The organism is Pseudoalteromonas simplex (assembly GCF_015278155.1).
In the GTDB taxonomy this organism is placed as follows: domain Bacteria; phylum Pseudomonadota; class Gammaproteobacteria; order Enterobacterales; family Alteromonadaceae; genus Pseudoalteromonas; species Pseudoalteromonas simplex.
In genome coordinates, this window is record NZ_JADILN010000008.1 from 24,981 (window position 1) to 44,854 (window position 19,874).

The 19,874-nt window shown below is 40.3% G+C and carries 18 protein-coding genes; 1 reads left to right on the forward strand and 17 read right to left on the reverse strand.

Annotated elements, in window-relative coordinates; translation table 11 throughout:
* Positions 1 to 2: 2 nt before the first annotated feature.
* The 14 genes from IRQ78_RS14805 to rppH form a co-directional block, all read right to left on the reverse strand.
* Positions 3 to 596 (reverse strand): FlgO family outer membrane protein, encoded by a 594-nt coding sequence (locus IRQ78_RS14805; RefSeq protein ID WP_054554363.1) that lies wholly within the window; start codon positions 594 to 596, stop codon positions 3 to 5.
* Positions 597 to 650: 54 nt separating this feature from the next.
* A complete protein-coding gene (locus tag IRQ78_RS14810) occupies positions 651 to 1,253 on the reverse strand; it encodes an SPOR domain-containing protein (protein ID WP_171041497.1) in 603 nt (200 codons plus the stop codon).
* Positions 1,243 to 4,233: a hypothetical protein gene (locus tag IRQ78_RS14815; RefSeq protein WP_206769774.1), complete on the reverse strand. Its 2,991-nt coding sequence runs from the start codon at positions 4,231 to 4,233 to the stop codon at positions 1,243 to 1,245. The genes IRQ78_RS14810 and IRQ78_RS14815 overlap by 11 nt, the downstream gene beginning before the upstream one ends.
* A gap of 20 nt (positions 4,234 to 4,253) precedes the next feature.
* Entirely contained in the window at positions 4,254 to 5,045 is a 792-nt protein-coding gene (locus IRQ78_RS14820; RefSeq protein ID WP_138600288.1) for a fimbria/pilus periplasmic chaperone, read from the reverse strand.
* Positions 5,046 to 5,053: 8 nt separating this feature from the next.
* Positions 5,054 to 5,521: a DUF4402 domain-containing protein gene (locus IRQ78_RS14825; RefSeq protein WP_054554359.1), complete on the reverse strand. Its 468-nt coding sequence runs from the start codon at positions 5,519 to 5,521 to the stop codon at positions 5,054 to 5,056.
* Between the two features lie 19 nt (positions 5,522 to 5,540).
* Entirely contained in the window at positions 5,541 to 6,134 is a 594-nt protein-coding gene (locus tag IRQ78_RS14830; protein ID WP_054554358.1) for a DUF4402 domain-containing protein, read from the reverse strand.
* Positions 6,135 to 6,245: 111 nt separating this feature from the next.
* Positions 6,246 to 6,854 (reverse strand): SPOR domain-containing protein, encoded by a 609-nt coding sequence (locus IRQ78_RS14835; RefSeq protein ID WP_082389317.1) that lies wholly within the window; start codon positions 6,852 to 6,854, stop codon positions 6,246 to 6,248.
* A 73-nt stretch (positions 6,855 to 6,927) separates the two neighbouring features.
* On the reverse strand, positions 6,928 to 7,437 hold the full coding sequence (locus IRQ78_RS14840) for an SPOR domain-containing protein (RefSeq protein WP_054554356.1): 510 nt from the start codon (positions 7,435 to 7,437) through the stop codon (positions 6,928 to 6,930).
* Positions 7,438 to 7,865: 428 nt separating this feature from the next.
* Positions 7,866 to 8,747 carry a UTP--glucose-1-phosphate uridylyltransferase GalU gene (gene galU, locus IRQ78_RS14845; protein WP_054554355.1) on the reverse strand — a complete coding sequence of 294 codons (882 nt, stop codon included), beginning with the start codon at positions 8,745 to 8,747 and terminating at the stop codon, positions 7,866 to 7,868.
* A gap of 26 nt (positions 8,748 to 8,773) precedes the next feature.
* Positions 8,774 to 9,625: a thymidylate synthase gene (locus tag IRQ78_RS14850; RefSeq protein WP_138600286.1), complete on the reverse strand. Its 852-nt coding sequence runs from the start codon at positions 9,623 to 9,625 to the stop codon at positions 8,774 to 8,776.
* A gap of 13 nt (positions 9,626 to 9,638) precedes the next feature.
* Positions 9,639 to 10,442 carry a prolipoprotein diacylglyceryl transferase gene (lgt, locus tag IRQ78_RS14855; protein WP_054554353.1) on the reverse strand — a complete coding sequence of 268 codons (804 nt, stop codon included), beginning with the start codon at positions 10,440 to 10,442 and terminating at the stop codon, positions 9,639 to 9,641.
* A 14-nt stretch (positions 10,443 to 10,456) separates the two neighbouring features.
* On the reverse strand, positions 10,457 to 11,266 hold the full coding sequence (locus tag IRQ78_RS14860) for a sulfite exporter TauE/SafE family protein (protein WP_054554352.1): 810 nt from the start codon (positions 11,264 to 11,266) through the stop codon (positions 10,457 to 10,459).
* A gap of 338 nt (positions 11,267 to 11,604) precedes the next feature.
* A complete protein-coding gene (gene ptsP, locus IRQ78_RS14865; protein ID WP_054554351.1) occupies positions 11,605 to 13,881 on the reverse strand; it encodes a phosphoenolpyruvate--protein phosphotransferase in 2,277 nt (758 codons plus the stop codon).
* A 33-nt stretch (positions 13,882 to 13,914) separates the two neighbouring features.
* A complete protein-coding gene (rppH, locus tag IRQ78_RS14870; RefSeq protein WP_054554350.1) occupies positions 13,915 to 14,433 on the reverse strand; it encodes an RNA pyrophosphohydrolase in 519 nt (172 codons plus the stop codon).
* A gap of 540 nt (positions 14,434 to 14,973) precedes the next feature.
* Between rppH and mutH the strand changes: the two genes are divergently transcribed.
* On the forward strand, positions 14,974 to 15,645 hold the full coding sequence (gene mutH / locus IRQ78_RS14875; protein ID WP_194442591.1) for a DNA mismatch repair endonuclease MutH: 672 nt from the start codon (positions 14,974 to 14,976) through the stop codon (positions 15,643 to 15,645).
* On the opposite strand, the gene IRQ78_RS20820 is transcribed toward mutH, so the two are convergent.
* The 3 genes from IRQ78_RS20820 to IRQ78_RS14890 form a co-directional block, all read right to left on the reverse strand.
* A complete protein-coding gene (locus IRQ78_RS20820; protein ID WP_054554348.1) occupies positions 15,640 to 16,608 on the reverse strand; it encodes a prolyl hydroxylase family protein in 969 nt (322 codons plus the stop codon). The two genes, mutH and IRQ78_RS20820, sit on opposite strands and share 6 nt — an antisense overlap.
* Before the next feature lie 155 nt (positions 16,609 to 16,763).
* Entirely contained in the window at positions 16,764 to 18,062 is a 1,299-nt protein-coding gene (gene eno, locus IRQ78_RS14885) for a phosphopyruvate hydratase (protein ID WP_062566760.1), read from the reverse strand.
* Positions 18,063 to 18,162: 100 nt separating this feature from the next.
* Positions 18,163 to 19,797 (reverse strand): CTP synthase, encoded by a 1,635-nt coding sequence (locus tag IRQ78_RS14890; protein ID WP_054554346.1) that lies wholly within the window; start codon positions 19,795 to 19,797, stop codon positions 18,163 to 18,165.
* Between the last annotated feature and the right edge of the window lie 77 nt (positions 19,798 to 19,874).

The window sequence follows — 19,874 nt, forward strand, 5'->3', positions numbered from 1 at the left end:
TCTTAATATTCGCTTCGATACAACTGGCCATCACGTTGCTGAACTTTTTCAGCGCCCCACATCACATTGATAGGGATCTCGGTGCTTGCTGCTGACACTATTCGCAGATCTTTGGTATTTACCAATCGGGCGTTAACTATGTAGGCATGTTGTTGCCGCGTCAGTGTGCCGGTAATAACAAAGTCAATATTCTGACGTTGACGCAAGGTATTTACATCACGACTAAGTACACTATCGGCCGATTGCTGCAAATTTAAAGTCTTTTCTAATCGATACTCTATGGTATGAAAACCAAGCTGAGTAAATTGCGTTAATAAACTTTCTTGAATTTGCTGACTCAAACCACTGCCCTGATCTTCTGCTAAATCAGTACCTAAGCCATCAGCCATATAGAAACTGGTCACAGCAATACGTGCATTGCCTTTGTAAGGGCCTTGAATACGGCTCAGCTGACTACTTAGATCAGCAACGTATTGATGCACCGTATAAGGTGCCATCGGCGATTTTGGGGTTTCTCTAGGGGGCGCTTTTTGTGGCTTTTCAGTTAAGCTACAACCCACCAACACTAAAAAAACTGAATAAAATAACAGGCGCATAATTGCCATCCTCACTAAACTTAGTAAGTATAAAGCAATAATTATGCCTAAGTATTATTGTTGATGGGATAAATCAAGCGGATTTTGCACATAGTGCGATACCAAGCATGCCACCCCGACAGATGCTAACTTTTTACAATCATTAGCAGCTTGCTGCTTTTGTTGATATGCACCAATTTTCAAGCGATGGAAAGTGCTGCCATTTACAGTTACTGACTCTACATTAGCAATAAACTGACCATGAAATAGTGCCGGCGCTTGTTTTTTAATTTCAGCAAGGCGAGCTGTTAGTCGAGGTAATTCTGTTACGGAAGCAAGCTGTAGTGCAAACTTAGCTTCAGGCTCCGCAATAAACTGAGGGGCGGTTACTGATGACTTTTTAGTATTTACAGGCTCAGCTTGCTGCGTATTTAACAAAGTAAGTTGTTCAGTGAGTAAGGTTAACTCACTTTCAATTGTCAGCAAGCGCTCAAGCTCTGGCTTCATTGCTTGGAATTGCTGATGCGACTGCCTTAGCTCCATAAGCTCTTGCTGGCTAATTTTCACTAAGTTTTCTTCACTCACTTGTGGCTCTGATACGCTTTGGCAACCAAAGATAGGAGTAACCAGTAAAACTAACCATACTTTCTTCAGATTTTGAAAAATACTAAAAACCATAATTTGCTCCTTGCAAGTGTTGGACATGCTGTTCTGTTACATGGCATTTAATTGCTTGTGATATTAGCTGCACACATTGCTGCTCAAGCTCGTTTGCAGATTGTGCGTCAAAGCCAACCGCAAGCGTGTAGTGCGCATTTGCTTTATCGTGAATATAAAAAGCGTTTTTTAACCCTTGCTGTAACAAACGCTGTTTCACCAATGAGTAATACACCTTTAATATTTTCAGTGAATTAAACTTGCCAATACTCGCTATATATCCCTGGCGCTTTTCGAGTGGCCGCAAAGTAATGTCAACTCCCACCAGCACATCACCTTTGGGCGATAACTGTATTTTATGTGTTTGAGTACTAGTCAGTGATTTTTGTCCTTGGTACTGCTTATCTACAATCGCCTGATACTTACCGGGCTTAATATCAGTAAACAAGTAATAGCCATCATAAGCCGCTTGCGTAGTTGCTACATCATTACCTTGCTCATCCACTAAAGTAATTTGGGCATAAGGTTGAACATTAGCTCCTTGCTCTGTCTGCTGATAAACAGTGCCTTCTATTTCGCTGGCATTATTTACTGGGTAATCCATGTACTCAACAAAGCCTGCTCGTGGTGTTATGGAGAAACCATCGTGGGCGGGGATCATAAAAGGGTCAGCAAAACTGTCACGATCGAGCACTATATCTGTTGTGCGGTTAGCTGGCATAGCAGAAAGAATCGCGATCCCTTGTTCATCAGTAATCGCTTGGCGATAATTTTGTAAGCCTTTTACTTTAACACCCGCCAAGCCCTTCTCAGTACTGTCTTTAATACCATTATCATTTTCATCTAAAAACACATTAACCATTAAGCTACCTGTATTGGTCAATGTTCTGTTGCTCATAAATGGTTGATTATATTGGCTATCAAAACCAAAGCTAAATCGGCTATTTAAGCGAATTTGCCATTGGTCATTACTATCGTAATTAACATTACTGCTTAAGTTAATCCTGTCATTTTGCCACGTTAGTCCTAATTCTGCAGACTGAACATCGTAATCTAGAGAGTCCCTTATAGTTAACTCTGCTTGGAGACTCGGGCCTAAACTTCGGCTAAATTCAGCTTCATAACTTGCTATCTCACTCACTGGAGAAAGTCGATAATTAACACCAAACCGACTGTACACTCTGCCTAGTCGTGTTTGTAAACGCGTCATACCATCTACACTTTCTTGCCCGGCGCTTGGGTCTTGCCATTGCAATAAATTATTTATTGAGACGTTTGCATAGCTGTAATTTAAACGGTTATAAATTTGCTTTAAATCACCACTTTGTGCGTGTTGAACTAAAAAGTTGTTTTGATAATTAAGACGCCCAAAGTTGTTTTGCATCAGCTCACCAGACATATCAAATTGATAGCTTTTCAGCGTTATATCTCGACCATTCTGGTTATCAGTACGGTTCGTTGCGCTGAATAGCAAAGACTGATCAGCCAGTTTAGTTCTTGTTGTTAATTCAAATTCTCTTTGTTGTTGATTGTTTTCTTCATATTCCAGATTAACTAATAACCTATCTAACAAGCTGAGATTCGTTCCTAGAGCAACATGGTATAACTCATCTTGCTCTTGCTTTTGCGCCATAAAGCCTGAGTACATAGCAACGTTATCACTCAATCCATATTGGTATCGCCCTGCAGCAACCCAGCCCTTGTTTGCACTATTACTGTAATTACCTAATAACTGCTTGCCTTGCTCTGAAACAGATAACTCATAGACTGCTTCCCCTTGTTCAAGCTGCGTACCATCAATGTAGTAATATTCTGTTTTTCGCTCTACTTGCCCTTGCGGACCATAAAAAATCAACTCAAAGTTATTTTCACCAAACAGTAAATCAACGTCAGCAAAAACATAGCGCCCATCCGCCAAGCTCAATTGCTGCTCAATTAAAATACCATTGCGGTATAATTCAACATCCCAACCTGGCTGTACTACACCAGTTAGATTCACTCGATTATTATTAACTGCTTGCCCAAGTTGATAATTCGAAATTTTAACTCCGCGCCCGTACTGGTTGTTATAACGGCTGCCAACTTGCGTAGCTGTGACATCACCTACCTCAATAAGACTTGCAGCAAGTGGACCTAACAGCTGATTATTCACATCTTGCTTGGAGAAAGTTAGTCTTGAGTTATTCAATAAATCACTTTCACGGCCCGATAAAAAGTATTCCATAGTAAGGTATGCAAAATCTTGCGAGCCAAGTAATGAGTAACTTGCCTGACTACCATCATTATCTTGGGTATAGTTCAATTGTAAGTCAGCCACAGGGACAGATAAGGCCTGATATGGGCTTGGTTTCCAAGGTAAAGTTGCTTGCTTTTGAGTACTATAGCTTTGTAGTTGTTTTTTATGTCGCTGCGCTTGGGCGACAACCGGATAAACAGACTCAGTTTCAATATACAGCTCTAAGCTTGCGTAATCAGAGCGATGCTGAAATTCTAAAGCCTCAGCGAGTACTGCTGCCTCTATATAAATATCATCATCAACACTAATTTGTTGTTCTGTAAGCTGCCACTTTTTTGTATCTGTAATCAACTGTTTTTGAGCTGTTAATTGAAAGGTTTTATTGGTGTTAATGAACCAACCTTCGGCCCTCTCGGCTGATATATCGACATTAATTGCAAGCTGTAAAATATCAACTAGCCCCGAAACGCCAAGCAATATGTCTTGATCAGACTTAAGGGCAAACAACTCACCTAAATAATTTTCATTTAAATAAATTGAAAATAGCAAAAATTCCCCAGTGGCAATTCGTTGCTGAGCGTCTAAGGTATCTGCAGAATGATTAACAGCAGGTATATGCTTAGATTGTGGAGCGTAAAGCTGTTCGCCATTTAGCTTAGCTCTTATGGCATTGACTCTAGCTAGTACATCCTCTGTACTCACAGTCGAATTAGCAACGCTGATAGGACTTAATAGTATAAGCCCTATCGCAAATAAGCGATTCATAAATGTTTTCGCATTAATCCTTAATGTCGAATAGGCAATGAATATGAGCCAAAATCGACGCCTTCATACTCATCGGCACCTTGATATTTAAGCTCAATGTTCCCTTGTTTTGGCAACTGTTTACCAGAGAATAAATCTAACAACACAGTCGCTTGTTCAATTTCAGGGTATAGGCTTAGATTCCCGATTTCTGCGATTTTTTCTTGTTTACCTGCAGAATTAGTAACATACGCGCTAAGTCGACCGTAACTACTAAAACCTTGTTGTTCAGTTAATTTAACGGCAATTTTTGGTTTTTTGTTTACCGAATCTTCAACTATTTCTGCAGTTTGAAATGCAACTTTTGGCAGCTCACCTTGTTCACGATATACAACTGGAATACTAAAACTCAAAATCATATTCACTTTAAGTCCAGCCTTAGCTGCCTTATCTTCATTTGGTAAGGCTTGAAATAGTAAATGGGAACGATATTCCCCTTTAGCCAAATCCTTAGGCTTTCTAATTGCTATTTTAATCGTTTGCCTTTCGCCAGGTGCTAAGCGAATTTGCTTTGGTGATAAGCGTGCCATAGGAGAAAGGCTCGTGGTTACTGGCTCACTCAATGTTTGATAGCCCCCACCAGGTAGCGCTAATTTTTCGCTCCATACCACGCGGTATGTACGGTACTCTTCTGAGCTATTAATGACGGTGACTTTTGCGCTTCGTTGGCGCTCATCAAATGAAACCCGCGTTGGTGAAATAAGTAAGTTTGCCGTTGCATATTGACTGAAAAAAACAAAAAGAAGTCCACATAAAAGACGTTTTGCGAACATATCTATCCTTAGTAATCGACTGATATTTCTAAATAAGTTGTAGAAGAATACTGACCATCAGCGTATGGTTTAGCGCTACGGTCTGTCGTTAAAATACCGCCAATAAATACTTTTGCTTCACCAAATTCATTGGTAATCACATATTTAGGAAAACCATTAAGGCGTACAGAAAATCCAGCACTCGAGTTGCCATCGATATCATGTGTTAAGTCAACTGGGGCAACTAGATTCATAGTTAGCTGAGTTCTAGCTGGAAAGTCAGTAAGTAATAATTCTGCAGGGCGGCCATTTTTAAGAACATAAACCGAGCCCTGCGTATTGATACTGCCATCATCTTTGACGATTACAGAGCTGGTATTTGTATTAGCTAGAATAACTAGAGTACCAAAATCAAGCGCTTGTTGCTCTGTGCTCGCAGCCTGTAAGGGTGTTGAGAACACACAAAATAAAACAGTAGCTAAAAGCAAAAAGCGCATGACTAATTACCTAGTATTATTAGTAAGCAACTTCTAATTGGAAAGTGCCGGTATACTCAACATCACGATAAGGCTCAGATGACGCCGAATTTGAGGTAGATAAATTGGCACCAATGTTAAACTCAACACTGCCGTCTGCATCTGCTGTTAAATTTGGGCTGCCTGGAAGGTAATAAGCATTTGCATTTGGGCCTGAAGTAATAAAATACTTCCATTCATCAACAATAAAGTTTGGCTCATTTAAACCTTGTCCATCAGAAGCTAAAGTATTAGCAGTAGGATCAGTAATCGACAAACGCGCATTTGGCACCGCTTCCGATACCGTAAATGAAGCAGGAGACCCTTGCTCAATAATTGAAATAATCGCAGGAGATGCATCTGTTCTTGTTGAAACAGGGCTTGCATCAGGTTCTGGGTTAATTGTTAAAACAGCTTGCGCAGCACCTGAAGGATCGGCTACGGCACGAATAGTACCAAAATTTAGATCATTCCCTTTTGTTAAAACAACTGAGTTTTGAACCTTTACTGTTGCACTGAAAGATTCAGTAGTGGCATAAGAATAAAAAGCAGAAAATGCTAATGAGCATGCAATTAAAGAAAGAGGTAATTTCATATTAAGTCCTTATAAATAAATGGCTAAGCCATTTTGCTGTATCTTAAGCTTTATCGACCTCTAGAACAAATACTTTAAGGTTAATCCCCTAATTTCCAAGAGGAAAGATACTTATAGCATCTCCCCAATAAAAGGGGCTGTCACACAAGTTTGCCCCATTCTTTTGGCTATCTCACAAAAAGCTGTCGCCTGAGTATAATTTGCAAATGGACCTGCTCGTAATCCATACAAGGTTACCCCTTTTTGCTCACGAGTTTTAAAGCGAAAATCTAGGTCATTTAAAACAGCAGGATAATCACGTTTAAGGTTCAAGACCTGATGTCTGACCTTTTTCGGCGTTAAATATAAACCTAATTGCACACCTGCTTCTGCTGCTTTGTTTGCAGCAATAATCGTTTCTAATGAGTCGATTGATGATGATTGCTGAGATTGTATTTGCTCACTTTGGTGATAGATCACATCATTTTGCGGCTCAAATGCCGATGGTTGTGCAGTTAAATCACTATTAGCCGAAAGTACCTCGATTAACAACGCAAGGTCTTTTTCCATTGCAGCAAGACGTTCAATGCTAGGCTGTTGATTTTGCCACTCGGCAGCAAATTGCTGTACCTGCTGTTCAGTATAAACAGGCTGGCTTTGTTCTTGGCTCATCATACATGCTGTTAAAGCAGTTAAGCAGATGGTTAACAATAAATATTTAGAGAAAATAGAAAAATGCATGGTGACGTCAATTCTAAAAAACAGACTTAAATCTTAGCAATAAAAATGCCACCTTTAGAGTGAATATTTGACGCTAAAAATAAATTCGATTATCTGTGTATTTACTAACCCAACAATCAATACCTTGTCGCTTAATAGCCGCGCAGTCAGCTTTCGCATTTTTTAAATACTTATAGCCTCCAAACTTTAAGCGGTAGAAAGTTCTATCATGCACGTCTGCAACTTCAACATTCAAAATTGGTTTACCTTGAAAAATACTAGGCGCTTGTTTTGCCATTTTATGAAAGGTGACTTCTATTGCGGTCTCAGAGCTAACTGATGCTAACTGTAACGCAAAAGTATAATTAGGTTTTGTAGGTGCTAATATAGCAGCAGTGGCTAGGGTATTTTTTTGTGTAGCCGTTGATTGAAGCTCAGAACTAGTTTTTACATTAATTTGAAAAATAGGATCGATTAAGCGAAGTGCAAAACTTTGCATAGAATTAACGGTAGAGCTTAGCAGCAGCTCATTACTGCAACCAGAAACAGTTAATAACACCATTAGGTATATACTGCAGCGAAAAGGCTTGAAGTAATCTTTCATAATCAGGATTCTTAAACGTACCGTTAAAAAATTGCTTCTTACTTTGAAGAAGACTATCTGTTAGTACTTACCTGTACATCAAAAGCTAAAAGATAATTTAAGATATTGAAAATAAACACTAACATTATGTTTTTATTATAATTTCAGTTTAGTGCTTTAATTCGCTGCAAATCATGTTGTTAGTAAAAAGTAGCTTTATAACATAAACAATTTGCAGCAAAATTATTAATGCTTTTCATTACTCAGTTAACTAACTGAATTAGAGCAATTAATCACCATACTCATCTTAACAACCCTATAAGACAAAGGTATATCAGAAAAGTCCCTAATTTGTTAATAATCAACAATTGTCAGCTGCTTGTAAATAACAAAAAAGTGCCATATAGGCACTTTTTTAACATAATTTATTACTAAGTAAATAGAATTGGTTATTTAACCAACGACTTTATGAAGTCGCTCAATTCATCTTTGAATTCCTCACGTCGTAAAGCAAATTCAACGATGGCTTTTAAATAACCAATTTTGCTACCACAGTCATGGCTTTTACCTTTCATAGAGTATGCATCAACCGTTTCTTTTTCCATTAGCATGGCTATGGCATCTGTTAATTGAATTTCATCACCTGCCCCAGCTGGAGTTTTTGCAAGTAATGGCCAAATATTTTTGCTCAGTACATAGCGACCCACAACAGCAAGATTTGATGGAGCTTGATCAATAGGAGGCTTTTCAACCATATTCAAAATTGCGGCGCTTTCACCTTGATTGATTGTTACATCACCTAAGTCTACTACACCGAACTTGTCTACTTCGTTTTGCGGCACAGGCTCAACCATAATTTGGCTCTCACCGGTGGTTTCAAAACGCTGGATCATTTCAGCTAAGTTATCTTTTTTAAGATCGCTCGCAACATCATCGATGATAACATCCGGTAAGATAACAACAAACGGTTCATTACCTATAATAGGCGCCGCACAATTTATCGCATGACCAAGGCCTTTCGCTTCACCTTGACGAACGTGGATAATAGTCACATCTTTCGGGCAGATTGACTGTACTTCAGCAAGTAACTGACGTTTCACACGCTTTTCAAGTGTGGCTTCTAACTCAAAACTGGTATCAAAGTGGTTTTCAATTGAGTTTTTACTTGAATGCGTTACTAAAACAATTTCTTTAATTCCTGCTGATATTGCTTCATTTACAACGTACTGAATCAACGGGCGATCAACAATAGGAAGCATTTCTTTAGGGATTGCTTTTGTTGCAGGTAACATACGCGTGCCAAGACCAGCAACTGGGATCACTGCTTTCATTGATTTCTCCTTAAATTTTATTGTTCTTAAACTGAAAACGGATACTTAATTGCATCGTGACACTGATAACCTACTACTTCAAAATCATCTTTTGTAACCCAGCTTTCAATGTCTTCTAATGATTTAATATTTGGGTTTATTTTTAATTCTGGCGACGCGAAAGGCTCTCGCTTAAGTTGTACATCACGCATCAATTCAAGTTGGTTTTCATAAATATGCGCATTCGCTATTTTATGATACGCCTTACCCGGTTTATGTCCGGTTATTTGTGCAACTAAAGCAAGTAACACAAAACATTGAATTTGATTAAAGTTCAGACCCAGCGGCACATCACAGCTACGTTGGTATGATGTTAAGTATAAAGTATCGCCCAACAAAGAAAAGGTGTGCGTGTGCATACAAGGGCGTAAACAACCTAGCTCAAATTCACCTGGATTATAAAAAGTGACGATTTCACCGCGATCATCAATTCCTTTCGATAAGTTATCGATAACTTTTTTAAGCTGATCAAGGTGGCTACCATCAGGGCGTTGCCAACTGCGCCCTTGAACACCATACACACGGCCCATATCATCCTCACCACGACGATGCGGATTTTCAAGCCACGCTTTGTTCTCGTTCGCGTTGGCATTCCAAGTCATACAGCCGATATCACGAAACTGTGCAGCGCTGTCGTAACCACGTAAATAACCCAGTAACTCCGCTATCGCCGCTTTGTAAAAGCTCTTTCGCGTGGTGATGAGCGGAAACTTGTTATTTGCCACATCATATTCAAGATCGGCATTAATTACGGTTAAACATTTGGTTCCTGTGCGTTTGTTCTCAACCCACACACCTTCGTCAACAATACGCTGACATAAATCTAAATACTGTTTCATTGATTTGCTCTTGTTATGCTTTGCTTGCCACGCTTTGCTGCGGCTTTTTATAGGCCCATATTAACAAACCAAGGCCACCAATTACCATCGGCAATGACAGTATTTGACCCATAGAGATAACGCCTGCAAATAAACCTAAATGAGCATCTGGTTCACGGAAGTATTCAACAATAAACCTAAACGTACCATAGCCAAGTAAGAACACCCCAGCAACACTTCCCGCTGGACGAGGCTTTTTGATAAACCATTGTAAGATTAAGAACAGCACTAGGCCTTCTAAAAAGGCTTCGTATAATTGGGATGGGTGACGAGGCTCTGGGCCACCTGTAGGAAAAACAAATGCCCAAGGTACATCTGTCACTCGGCCCCATAGTTCGCCATTAATAAAGTTACCAATACGTCCGGCTAATAAACCAAGCGGCACAAGTGGCACTACAAAGTCACCTACCTCAAACAATGATTTTTTACGGGTCCAAGCAAAGATTGCAATAGCTGTAATGACACCCAGGGTGCCACCATGGAACGACATACCACCTTGGTCAATTCTGAATAAATACAGTGGGTTTTCGATAAAGTAGCTGAACTGATAAAACAATACATAACCAATACGGCCACCGAGTATAACCCCGAGCATGCCGTAAAATAATAAGTCACTGACTTGTTCTTTTGTCCAACCTGAGTTTGGTTTTGCTGCTTGGCGATTAGCAAGCCACATCGCCAAAGCAAAACCAATTAAATACATTAAACCGTACCAACGTACGCTGAGCGGGCCTACCGAAAAAATAACCGGATCGATATCTGGAAATTGAAGAGCCATAAAAATTAAAACCTTTAACTAAACACCATTTTAAGCGCAATTATGACAAGTAATAGCGCGAATACTTTTTTTATTGTTGCCACAGGCAAGTAATGCGTGGCTTTGGCACCTATAGGCGCAATGAGCGACGAGGTAACCACAATCCCGACTAACGCAGGTAAATACACAAATCCGGCAAATCCATCACTGAAAGATGTTAATTGCCAGCCGGCAGATACGTAACCCACCGAGCCAAACAGCGCAATGACAATACCACAAGCAGCAGCACAACCAATGGCCTTTTTAATATCAACGGAAAAATAATGCAGTAGCGGCACAATAAGCGCCCCACCACCAATACCAATTAGTCCTGAAAGTGCCCCCATTATGGCACATAAAAAGCCAAGAATAGGCCCTGATGGAAGCGGCTTTTCACTGGCGGCTTTTTTTCGTGTCGATAACACCATTCTAAGTGCGATAAACACCACGCTACCGGCAAAAACAAAGCGCAGCAGCTGCTCAGGAATAAAGCTTGCTGCAAAGCCACTGATCAATGCGCCTAGGCCAACGCCAGTCATAACCCAAGGAGCAATTTCCCATGGCACGTTAGCATTACGATGATGAGCAAAGGCTGAAGACGTCGAGGTAAAAATAATGGATGCTAACGAGGTTGCTATCGCGATAACTAATACATGGCTTGGGTCGGCAACATTAAACGACACTAATAGCGCACTAAGTACTGGCACGATTATAAGACCGCCACCAATGCCTAATAAGCCTGCTAAAAATCCAACCACACTGCCCAAAATTGCGCAGTACACCATTAAAAGTATTACATCATGCATAGCACACTCATATATTCAATTTGTTATATACATATACTAAACTAATATATATACCCAAACCACCTCAAGATGCGAGTTTCAGTTGGAATTAAAAGCGATTTAGGCAAGGCATTGATTGCAAGTAATAGTGGTTCTATTGTTAAAATCAATAACGCAGTATAAATCGCTTTTAAACCAACCCTTTGGGCGTTTCACAGGCACTTACTCTCATCGTTGTGACTTCTTAAAAGGGACTGCCATTGTTGCAAAGTAACGCCTTGATATTAAGCACCTGTGAAACGCTGAATTCTACATCTTGAGGTGGCTTGGGTATAAGTGCTTCATAGCACAATTTTCCCTCATGATTGACCTTGGCTTGGGGTGTAAAATAGCTCACCGAGTTGATGTTCAATCATAAAGTTACGCGTTAACCTAAGTACATGTTTTGCAGTGGGTTGTAATAAGCATTCTGCAAGTAACTTTTCCATATCACTGACATTTAATCGCCTAAGCACAAACTTAATTTTACTAATCGAAGCAAAGTTCATACTCAAGCTTCGATAACCCATTGCAATAAGCAGTAATGCGCCTTCTGGATCGCCGCCTAACTCACCACACAAGCTAAATGGCAGCTCATGTTGCTGACACTCCTGTGCTATTTTTAACAACACTCTAAGAACACTTGGGTGATAAGGATTAAATAGCTCAGCAACGCGGGCATTAGAGCGGTCAACTGCCAGCATATACTGGGTTAAATCGTTGCTACCTACAGAGCAAAAATCGACTTTTTGCGACCACTCTTCAAGCATAAATACACTCGAAGGTACTTCTAACATCACCCCGATTTCAGGGCGCTCAATGGCTTGTTCGGGGTATTGCTCACTTAACTCAAAATAGGCTTGTTCGAGCAGCTTTAAAGATTCATCGACTTCTTCTGAGCCACTGATCATCGGCAGCATAATTTTTAAATTCCCCAAACCAATGTTGGCTTTTAACATCGCCTTGAGTTGATCTAAAAATAGCTCGGGGTGATCTAAGGTCACACGAATACCACGCCAACCTAAAAATGGGTTTTCTTCGGTTATATTGAAGTAATCTAAAACTTTATCACCACCAATATCGAGTGTACGCATCACCACAGGATTAGGGTGGTAACTCGTTAGCACTTCGCGATACCAGTTTTCTTGTTCTGACTGTGAAGGAAATTGGCCTTTTTGCATAAACCAGGCTTCGGTGCGATAAAGACCTACCCCATCGCAAAATGGCTTATTGTCATGCTCGGTATTTAATTCAAGACCCGCGTTTAGTAACAAGCTAATGTGTTCGCCATCTTTAGTGACGGCATCTAGGTTTTGCTCTGCAACAAAACGGTCGTTCAATAAGGCTTCTTGATATTTAAGCTGGCTGTATTCCTCTTGCAGCATTTGTGAAGGAGAAATATATAAACGCCCTGCATAGGCGTCTAATATCATTTGCTTGCCTTCAAACTGCAATAACGGCACATCTTCAATGCCCCAAATTGCTGGGATCCCCATAGCACGAGTTAAAATTGAAGCATGGCTATTTGCTGCACCATTAACACTCACAACCCCAGCAAGGTGCCCTTTAGGTACTTCAGCGAGCATTGCGGGGGTTAGTGTACCGGCAATTAAAATAGTGTCTTTAGGGTAAGGTTTTGCCGCATGCTCAGTATTAACTAAGTGATGTAAAACCCGTAAACCAATATCTTTAACATCAACAGCGCGCTCTTTAATATAAGGGTCTTGCATGGCATTGAATTGAGTCACCAATTTCTCAATAACAATTTTCAGGGCGCTTTTAGCATTCCAGCCTTGTTTTAATTGCGCTTCAACATTTTGACCAAGGCTTTTGGCATCGAGTAACTGCTGATAAACATCAAATACAGCAAGTGCCTCTTGCGGAATAGAGTCACTCAGAGTCATAGATAAGGTATTAAACTCGTTACGCGTCGCAGCCACAGCTTGTGTAAATAGCTTGCGCTGGGTGCTCACATCGTCGTCTTTTTGCAGTTCTATAGAGCTAAAGTCAAGTTTAGGGATTACTACAAAGGCTTCACCTATGGCAATACCCGGCGCACTTGATACCCCTTTCAATACTGAGGTTTGGTGTGAAAACTCATCGACCCGTAATATTTCTTTTATTTCTGCATGCGCTAACTGAGAAGCTAACTGGGCCGAGAGCGTAATTAAGAATGACTCTTCGTCAGGGCTAAAAACACGGGCTAGTTTTTGTTGAACAACAATAACGCCTAAAACCTTTTTCTGATGCACGACTGGCACTGATAAAAACGCGTTGTAGCCTTCTTCATTAACTTCAGGTGAGAGTTTAAAACGAGGGTGAGATTTAGCAAAAGCTATATTAATGGGCTCTTCACGCTGAGCAACAAGGCCAACGAGGCCTTCGGTAAAACCTATACGGAACTTACCCACGGCATCTGGGTTGAGGCCTTGGGTGGCCATCAATACAAAGTTATCTTGGCTATAATCGGCAAAATAAATCGAGCAGCACTGTGTTTGCATGGCATCTTTTACCATTTGCACAAAACACCCCAGCGCACTGTTTAAGTCCGCCTGTTGCGACACTGCCTCAGCAATTGATCTGAGCGTGGCTAACATGATGCTGCTCCTTTGATTTAAATAAGGTTGCCCTTATCGTTTATGTCGCCAATGATCTTTGTGTTGCTCTCGTTTATTAAACGGCATTGCAAACGGAGCAAACTCTTTCATTACTCGACGATATACATCGCGCTTAAACGAAACAACTTGCCTAACCGGATACCAATAACTCACCCATCGCCAATCATCAAACTCGGGGTGATGAGTTTTAAGTAAATTTACATCTTCATCTTTACAACGAAGTTTTAGTAAAAACCATTTTTGTTTTTGCCCAATGCACACAGGACTTGAGTCTCTGCGAATTAAACGCTTGGGTAATTTATAGCGTAACCAATGTTTAGAACTTGCGACGATCTCAACGTCTTCAGGAAGCAAGCCCACTTCTTCGTGTAATTCTCTGTACATGGTTTGCTCAGCAGTTTCGCCGTCATCCACACCACCTTGGGGAAATTGCCAAGAGTGTTGACCATAGCGACGAGCCCAAAATACTTGTCCCTGATTATTGCAAATTACAATTCCGACATTGGCACGAAAACCTTCGGCATCAATCACCTTAGTGCCTCATTTGTAAGTCGATTTTTATTGATTGTTCCACATAACCTGCGATACAGCAAACACTTTACACCTAAGCCTAAATTAGATTGAAAAATTATTTTTTAACAAACATGTTTAATCAAGGTGTTACGAAGTAATTATCATAAAAATGTGCTGTTTGATTAAAATAACTATTTACAACCGTATTTTCATCACCTTACCCACAGCTTGTGCATAACTTTTGTAAATCATGCCTAAATTGCAAACAAATCCACAATCCACAGTTTAAATATCCACTTTCTCCACAGAAACTGTGGATAAACATGTTTATATATCTGTATTTATACAAACAACTGATTAATTAATGAAATGGAAACACCTTACAAAAACAGCAAAATAGATAAATATCAATTAGTTAAGGTATGACACCTCAAAATAAAACTGATTATTTTTAGCCCACACTTAACGTGCGCAAAAAACACCCAAACACAAAGATATCCACTAAGGCGTGCATTTGCTATCATGAACCGGATAAATAGACAATAAAATAAACGCCTTATGCGACCAATAAAACCCGCTTCTATAAACGAATTAATGCAACGTGTTGATGCTATTGCTGGCCTCACCCTAGGGCAATTAGCTGAGCAATATCAATTTAAAACCCCTGACGATTTACTTCGTGAAAAAGGCTGGACCGGGCAACTTATCGAATATGTGCTTGGCGCAACAGCGGGTTCAAAACCAACACCTGATTTTGAAGAGTTATGCATTGAGCTAAAAACCTTGCCGATTTCATTTAAAGGCAAACCTCTCGAAACAACCTTTGTTTCGGTAACGCCGCTATTAAATGTGACAGGAATGACTTGGCAGCAAAGCACGGTTCGTAAAAAGTTGAATCATGTTTTATGGCTACCGATTTTAGGCGAACGTGAGATACTGCCTTTTCACCGTACCATAGGCAGTGGCTTTTTATGGCAGCCAAGTGCAGAGCAAGATGCCCTTTTACAGCGTGATTGGGAAGAACAAATGGAGCTAATCGCCCTTGGTCGCGTAGATGAAATTTCGGGTCATTTAGGCGATGTAATGCAAATAAGGCCAAAAGCTGCCAATAGCAAAGCGCTGACTGATGCAATTGGCCCGAATGGCCAGATAGTACAAACCTTACCTCGCGGCTTTTATCTAAAAACCAGCTTTACCGGCGAGATCCTAAAACAACAATTTCAGCTATGAATTCCAAATAGAAGCTCTTAACCAGAATGGTTTTTCTCTGAACCATAGAGTACAAATCCATTTTTCACCATCAATTACTGGTTTTCCAGAATGTACTGAACTTTTATCAACTTTAGTATCAAGCATATTGTTAAATTGAATTAACTGACCTGCTTTCGCTGATACTTCTAATTCCCAAAACTTAAAGGCAGTCTCCCCACCTTTAAACCCCTCATTAAGGTTTAAAATGATTGTTTTTTTTCGTTGCCCAAAAAAGTCTATTTCTTTTTGGGCTGCACTATTGCTCGGGGTGATAAAGTCATAGTGCCATTTATACTGCTGTCCTTTTTTATATCGATAAATGATAGCTGGTTCAGCATACTTCAAATCAAAAATATTATTAATACACATATATCTTTGAATAAGTGCCGTGAAAAAATCATTGACTGGTAAAGTAACAATATGTTGATCATTATTTCGAATTGAATCTACTTTCTGATGCTTTTGTTGTTCCGAATAAAGTTTAGCATCAGTTAATTTTTCTTTGGCAAATCCAATCACTTTTTGTAGGGCTTCATCATTCATTTTACTGTCGAGTAAGTTAACTCGAGAATCACCAAGATTTTGCGATACAGGAAGGGGTAACAACATTTGAATTAGTTGAGTCAGCTCTTCAGTTAACAACTCATTAATCTCAGGGACTTTACTAACTAGATGAGGCGAGGCTTTCAATAGCTGACACTTTTGAAACTGCAATTTAGGCCAATACTCAAACAACAATTCAAGTTCATTTAAATTATGATACTTTGCAATTAGAAGGCAGTTAATCAATTCATCATGTAGCAAAGAAGATGATATAGCATGGTAAAACCAAGCTCTCGCAAAGTCTTTATTTTTAACCGCGTAATCAATTATGGCCGAATTTTCAACTATTTTGCCATTGAACCGCGCTTCTAATAATTCAAAAATTAACTTGCCAGCCACATTACCCTCAGATTAAATAGAACAAAACACAATAATCTTTAAAACATTATCATTTTTATATTGATTACAAAAGCTTGCTGTTACTACTTAAAGTTTACGCTATAAAAAAACCTCCCGAAGGAGGTTTTTAAGGTCTTGATGAGCTAAAAGCCAGATTACTGACCTTTAACCTCTTTAAGACCATTGTAAGGTGCTTTCTCACCTAATACTTCTTCAATGCGAAGTAATTGGTTGTACTTAGCAATACGGTCAGAACGGCTTAATGAACCCGTTTTGATTTGACCCGCTGCAGTACCTACTGCTAAATCAGCAATTGTTGCATCTTCAGTTTCACCTGAACGGTGTGAGATAACAGCTGTGAAGCCAGCGTCTTTAGCCATTTTGATAGCAGCAAGCGTTTCAGTTAATGAACCGATTTGGTTGAACTTGATTAGGATTGAGTTAGCAATACCGTTATCAATACCACGCTTTAAGATCTTTGTGTTAGTTACGAAAAGATCATCACCTACTAATTGTACTTTGTCGCCAATTAGTTGTGTTTGGTGTGCGAAACCATCCCAATCCGACTCATCTAAGCCGTCTTCTATTGAAACAATTGGGTATTGCTCTGTAAGGCCTTTAAGGAAGTGGTTGAATTCTTCAGAAGTGAATTTTTTACCTTCGCCTTTAAGGTCGTAGATATTTGCTTCTTTGTCGTAGAACTCAGATGCCGCACAGTCTAGAGCTAGAGTGATATCTTTACCAAGCTCATAACCTGCATTTGCAACAGCGACCTTGATTGCAGCAAGTGCCGCTTCGTTTGATTCAAGGTTAGGAGCAAAACCACCTTCATCACCTACTGATGTAGAGTGACCTTCAGCTTTAAGTACTTTTGCTAGGCTGTGGAAAACTTCAGCGCCCATGCGCAACGCTTCACGGAAGTTTGTAGCGCCAACTGGCTGGATCATGAACTCTTGAATATCAACAGAGTTATCAGCGTGCTCACCACCATTGATGATGTTCATCATAGGTAATGGCATTGAGTAAACACCTGGTGTGCCGTTTAAGTCTGCAATGTGCTCATAAAGCTCTACGCCTTTAGAGTTAGCAGCCGCTTTAGCTGTTGCTAAAGACACAGCTAAGATAGCATTTGCACCTAATTTTTCTTTGTTTTCAGTACCATCTAAGTCAAGCATTACTTGGTCAACCGCTTTTTGATCAACTGCGTTTTGACCTTTAAGCGCTTCAGCGATTTCGTTATTGATATAGCCTACTGCTTTTAAAACACCTTTACCTAGGTAACGTGCTTTATCACCATCACGTAATTCAAGCGCTTCGCGAGTACCTGTTGATGCACCAGAAGGTGCTGCAGCACGGCCCCATGAACCATCAGCTAAATGTACATCAGCTTCAACAGTTGGGTTACCACGCGAGTCCATGATTTCGCGACCAATCACTTTTACGATTTCTGACATCTTGATTCCTCTTTTCCCGAAAATGGTGAGTTAGTGCCAGCTTTATTGTTGCTGGCTTTTTAAAACAAATAAGCCGTGCATATAGCACGGCCTATTTAAATTACGATGACGCTTTTTGGTGAGTGTGTGCAGCTGCAACAAACCCTTCAAACAGCGGGTGACCATCACGTGGCGTTGACGTAAATTCCGGATGGAATTGCGCGGCAATAAACCAAGGGTGATCTTTATTCTCGATGATTTCGACTAGTTTCTTATCTTCAGATAAACCAGTGAAACTTAAGCCAGCTTTTTCAAGCTGCTCTACAAAGTGGTTATTCACTTCATAACGGTGACGGTGACGTTCAACTATTTCGTCACTTCCGTATACTTCGCTTACTTTTGAACCTGGTGTTAAGTGACACTTCTGTGCACCTAAACGCATAGTGCCACCAAGGTCAGATTGCTCATCACGGATTTCAACGTTACCGTCAGCATCTTGCCACTCTGTGATTAAACCAACAACTGGGTGCGCAGAGTTTGCGTTAAACTCAGTTGAGTTTGCATCTTCAAGGCCTGCAACGTTACGCGCATATTCAATAAGCGCTACTTGCATACCTAAACAAATGCCTAAGTAAGGAACTTTGTTTTCACGTGCATATTTAGCCGCTAAGATCTTACCTTCAACACCACGGCCGCCGAAGCCACCTGGTACTAAGATAGCATCAAGGTGAGACAGTAACTCAGTACCTTTGCTTTCTAAGTCTTGTGAATCAACATATTCGATGTTCACAGTTAAACGGTTTTTCAGACCCGCATGCTTTAATGCTTCGTTTACTGATTTATATGCATCTGGTAGTTCTATGTACTTACCAACCATACCAATTGTCACTTCACCTGTCGGGTTAGACTCTTGATATAACACTTGTTCCCATTCAGATAAATCTGCTTCTGGGCACTCAAGGTAGAAACGACGACATACGAAGTTATCTAATTCTTGTGACTTAAGTAACGCAGGGATCTTATAGATGCTTTCTACGTCTGGTAATGAAATAACGGCTTTCTCTTCAACGTTAGTGAAAAGTGCAATCTTCGCACGCTCGTTATTTGGTAATTTACGATCAGAACGACAGATCAAGATATCAGGTTGGATACCAATCGAACGTAATTCTTTTACTGAATGTTGTGTTGGCTTAGTTTTAACTTCACCTGCAGGGCCTAAGAATGGCACTAGCGTTAGGTGGATAAACAATGCGCGCTCACGGCCAATTTCAGTGCCAAGCTGACGAATTGCTTCTAAGAATGGTTGTGACTCGATGTCACCAACTGTACCGCCAATTTCAACGATTGCTACATCGCGACCTTCAGCACCGTCGTATACACGTTGCTTAATGTCGTTTGTGATGTGTGGAATAACCTGAATTGTTGCACCAAGGTACTCACCACGACGCTCACGTCGTAATACATCTTCATAAACACGACCTTGTGTGAAGTTGTTGCGGCTAGTCATCTTGGTACGGATGAAACGCTCATAGTGACCTAAGTCAAGGTCAGTCTCTGCACCGTCTTCAGTTACAAATACTTCACCGTGCTGAATTGGGCTCATAGTGCCTGGGTCAACGTTAATGTAAGGATCCAGCTTTAAAATAGTCACGTTAAGACCACGTGCTTCTAAAATAGCGGCTAATGACGCTGCTGCAATACCCTTACCCAACGAAGAAACAACCCCGCCAGTTACGAAGATAAATTTTGTACTCATGCGAACCCTAGAATATCAGGAATTAAAAGGAATAATATAGAATCAAGACGGGGCGATATTGTAGCAAAGGGACTGCT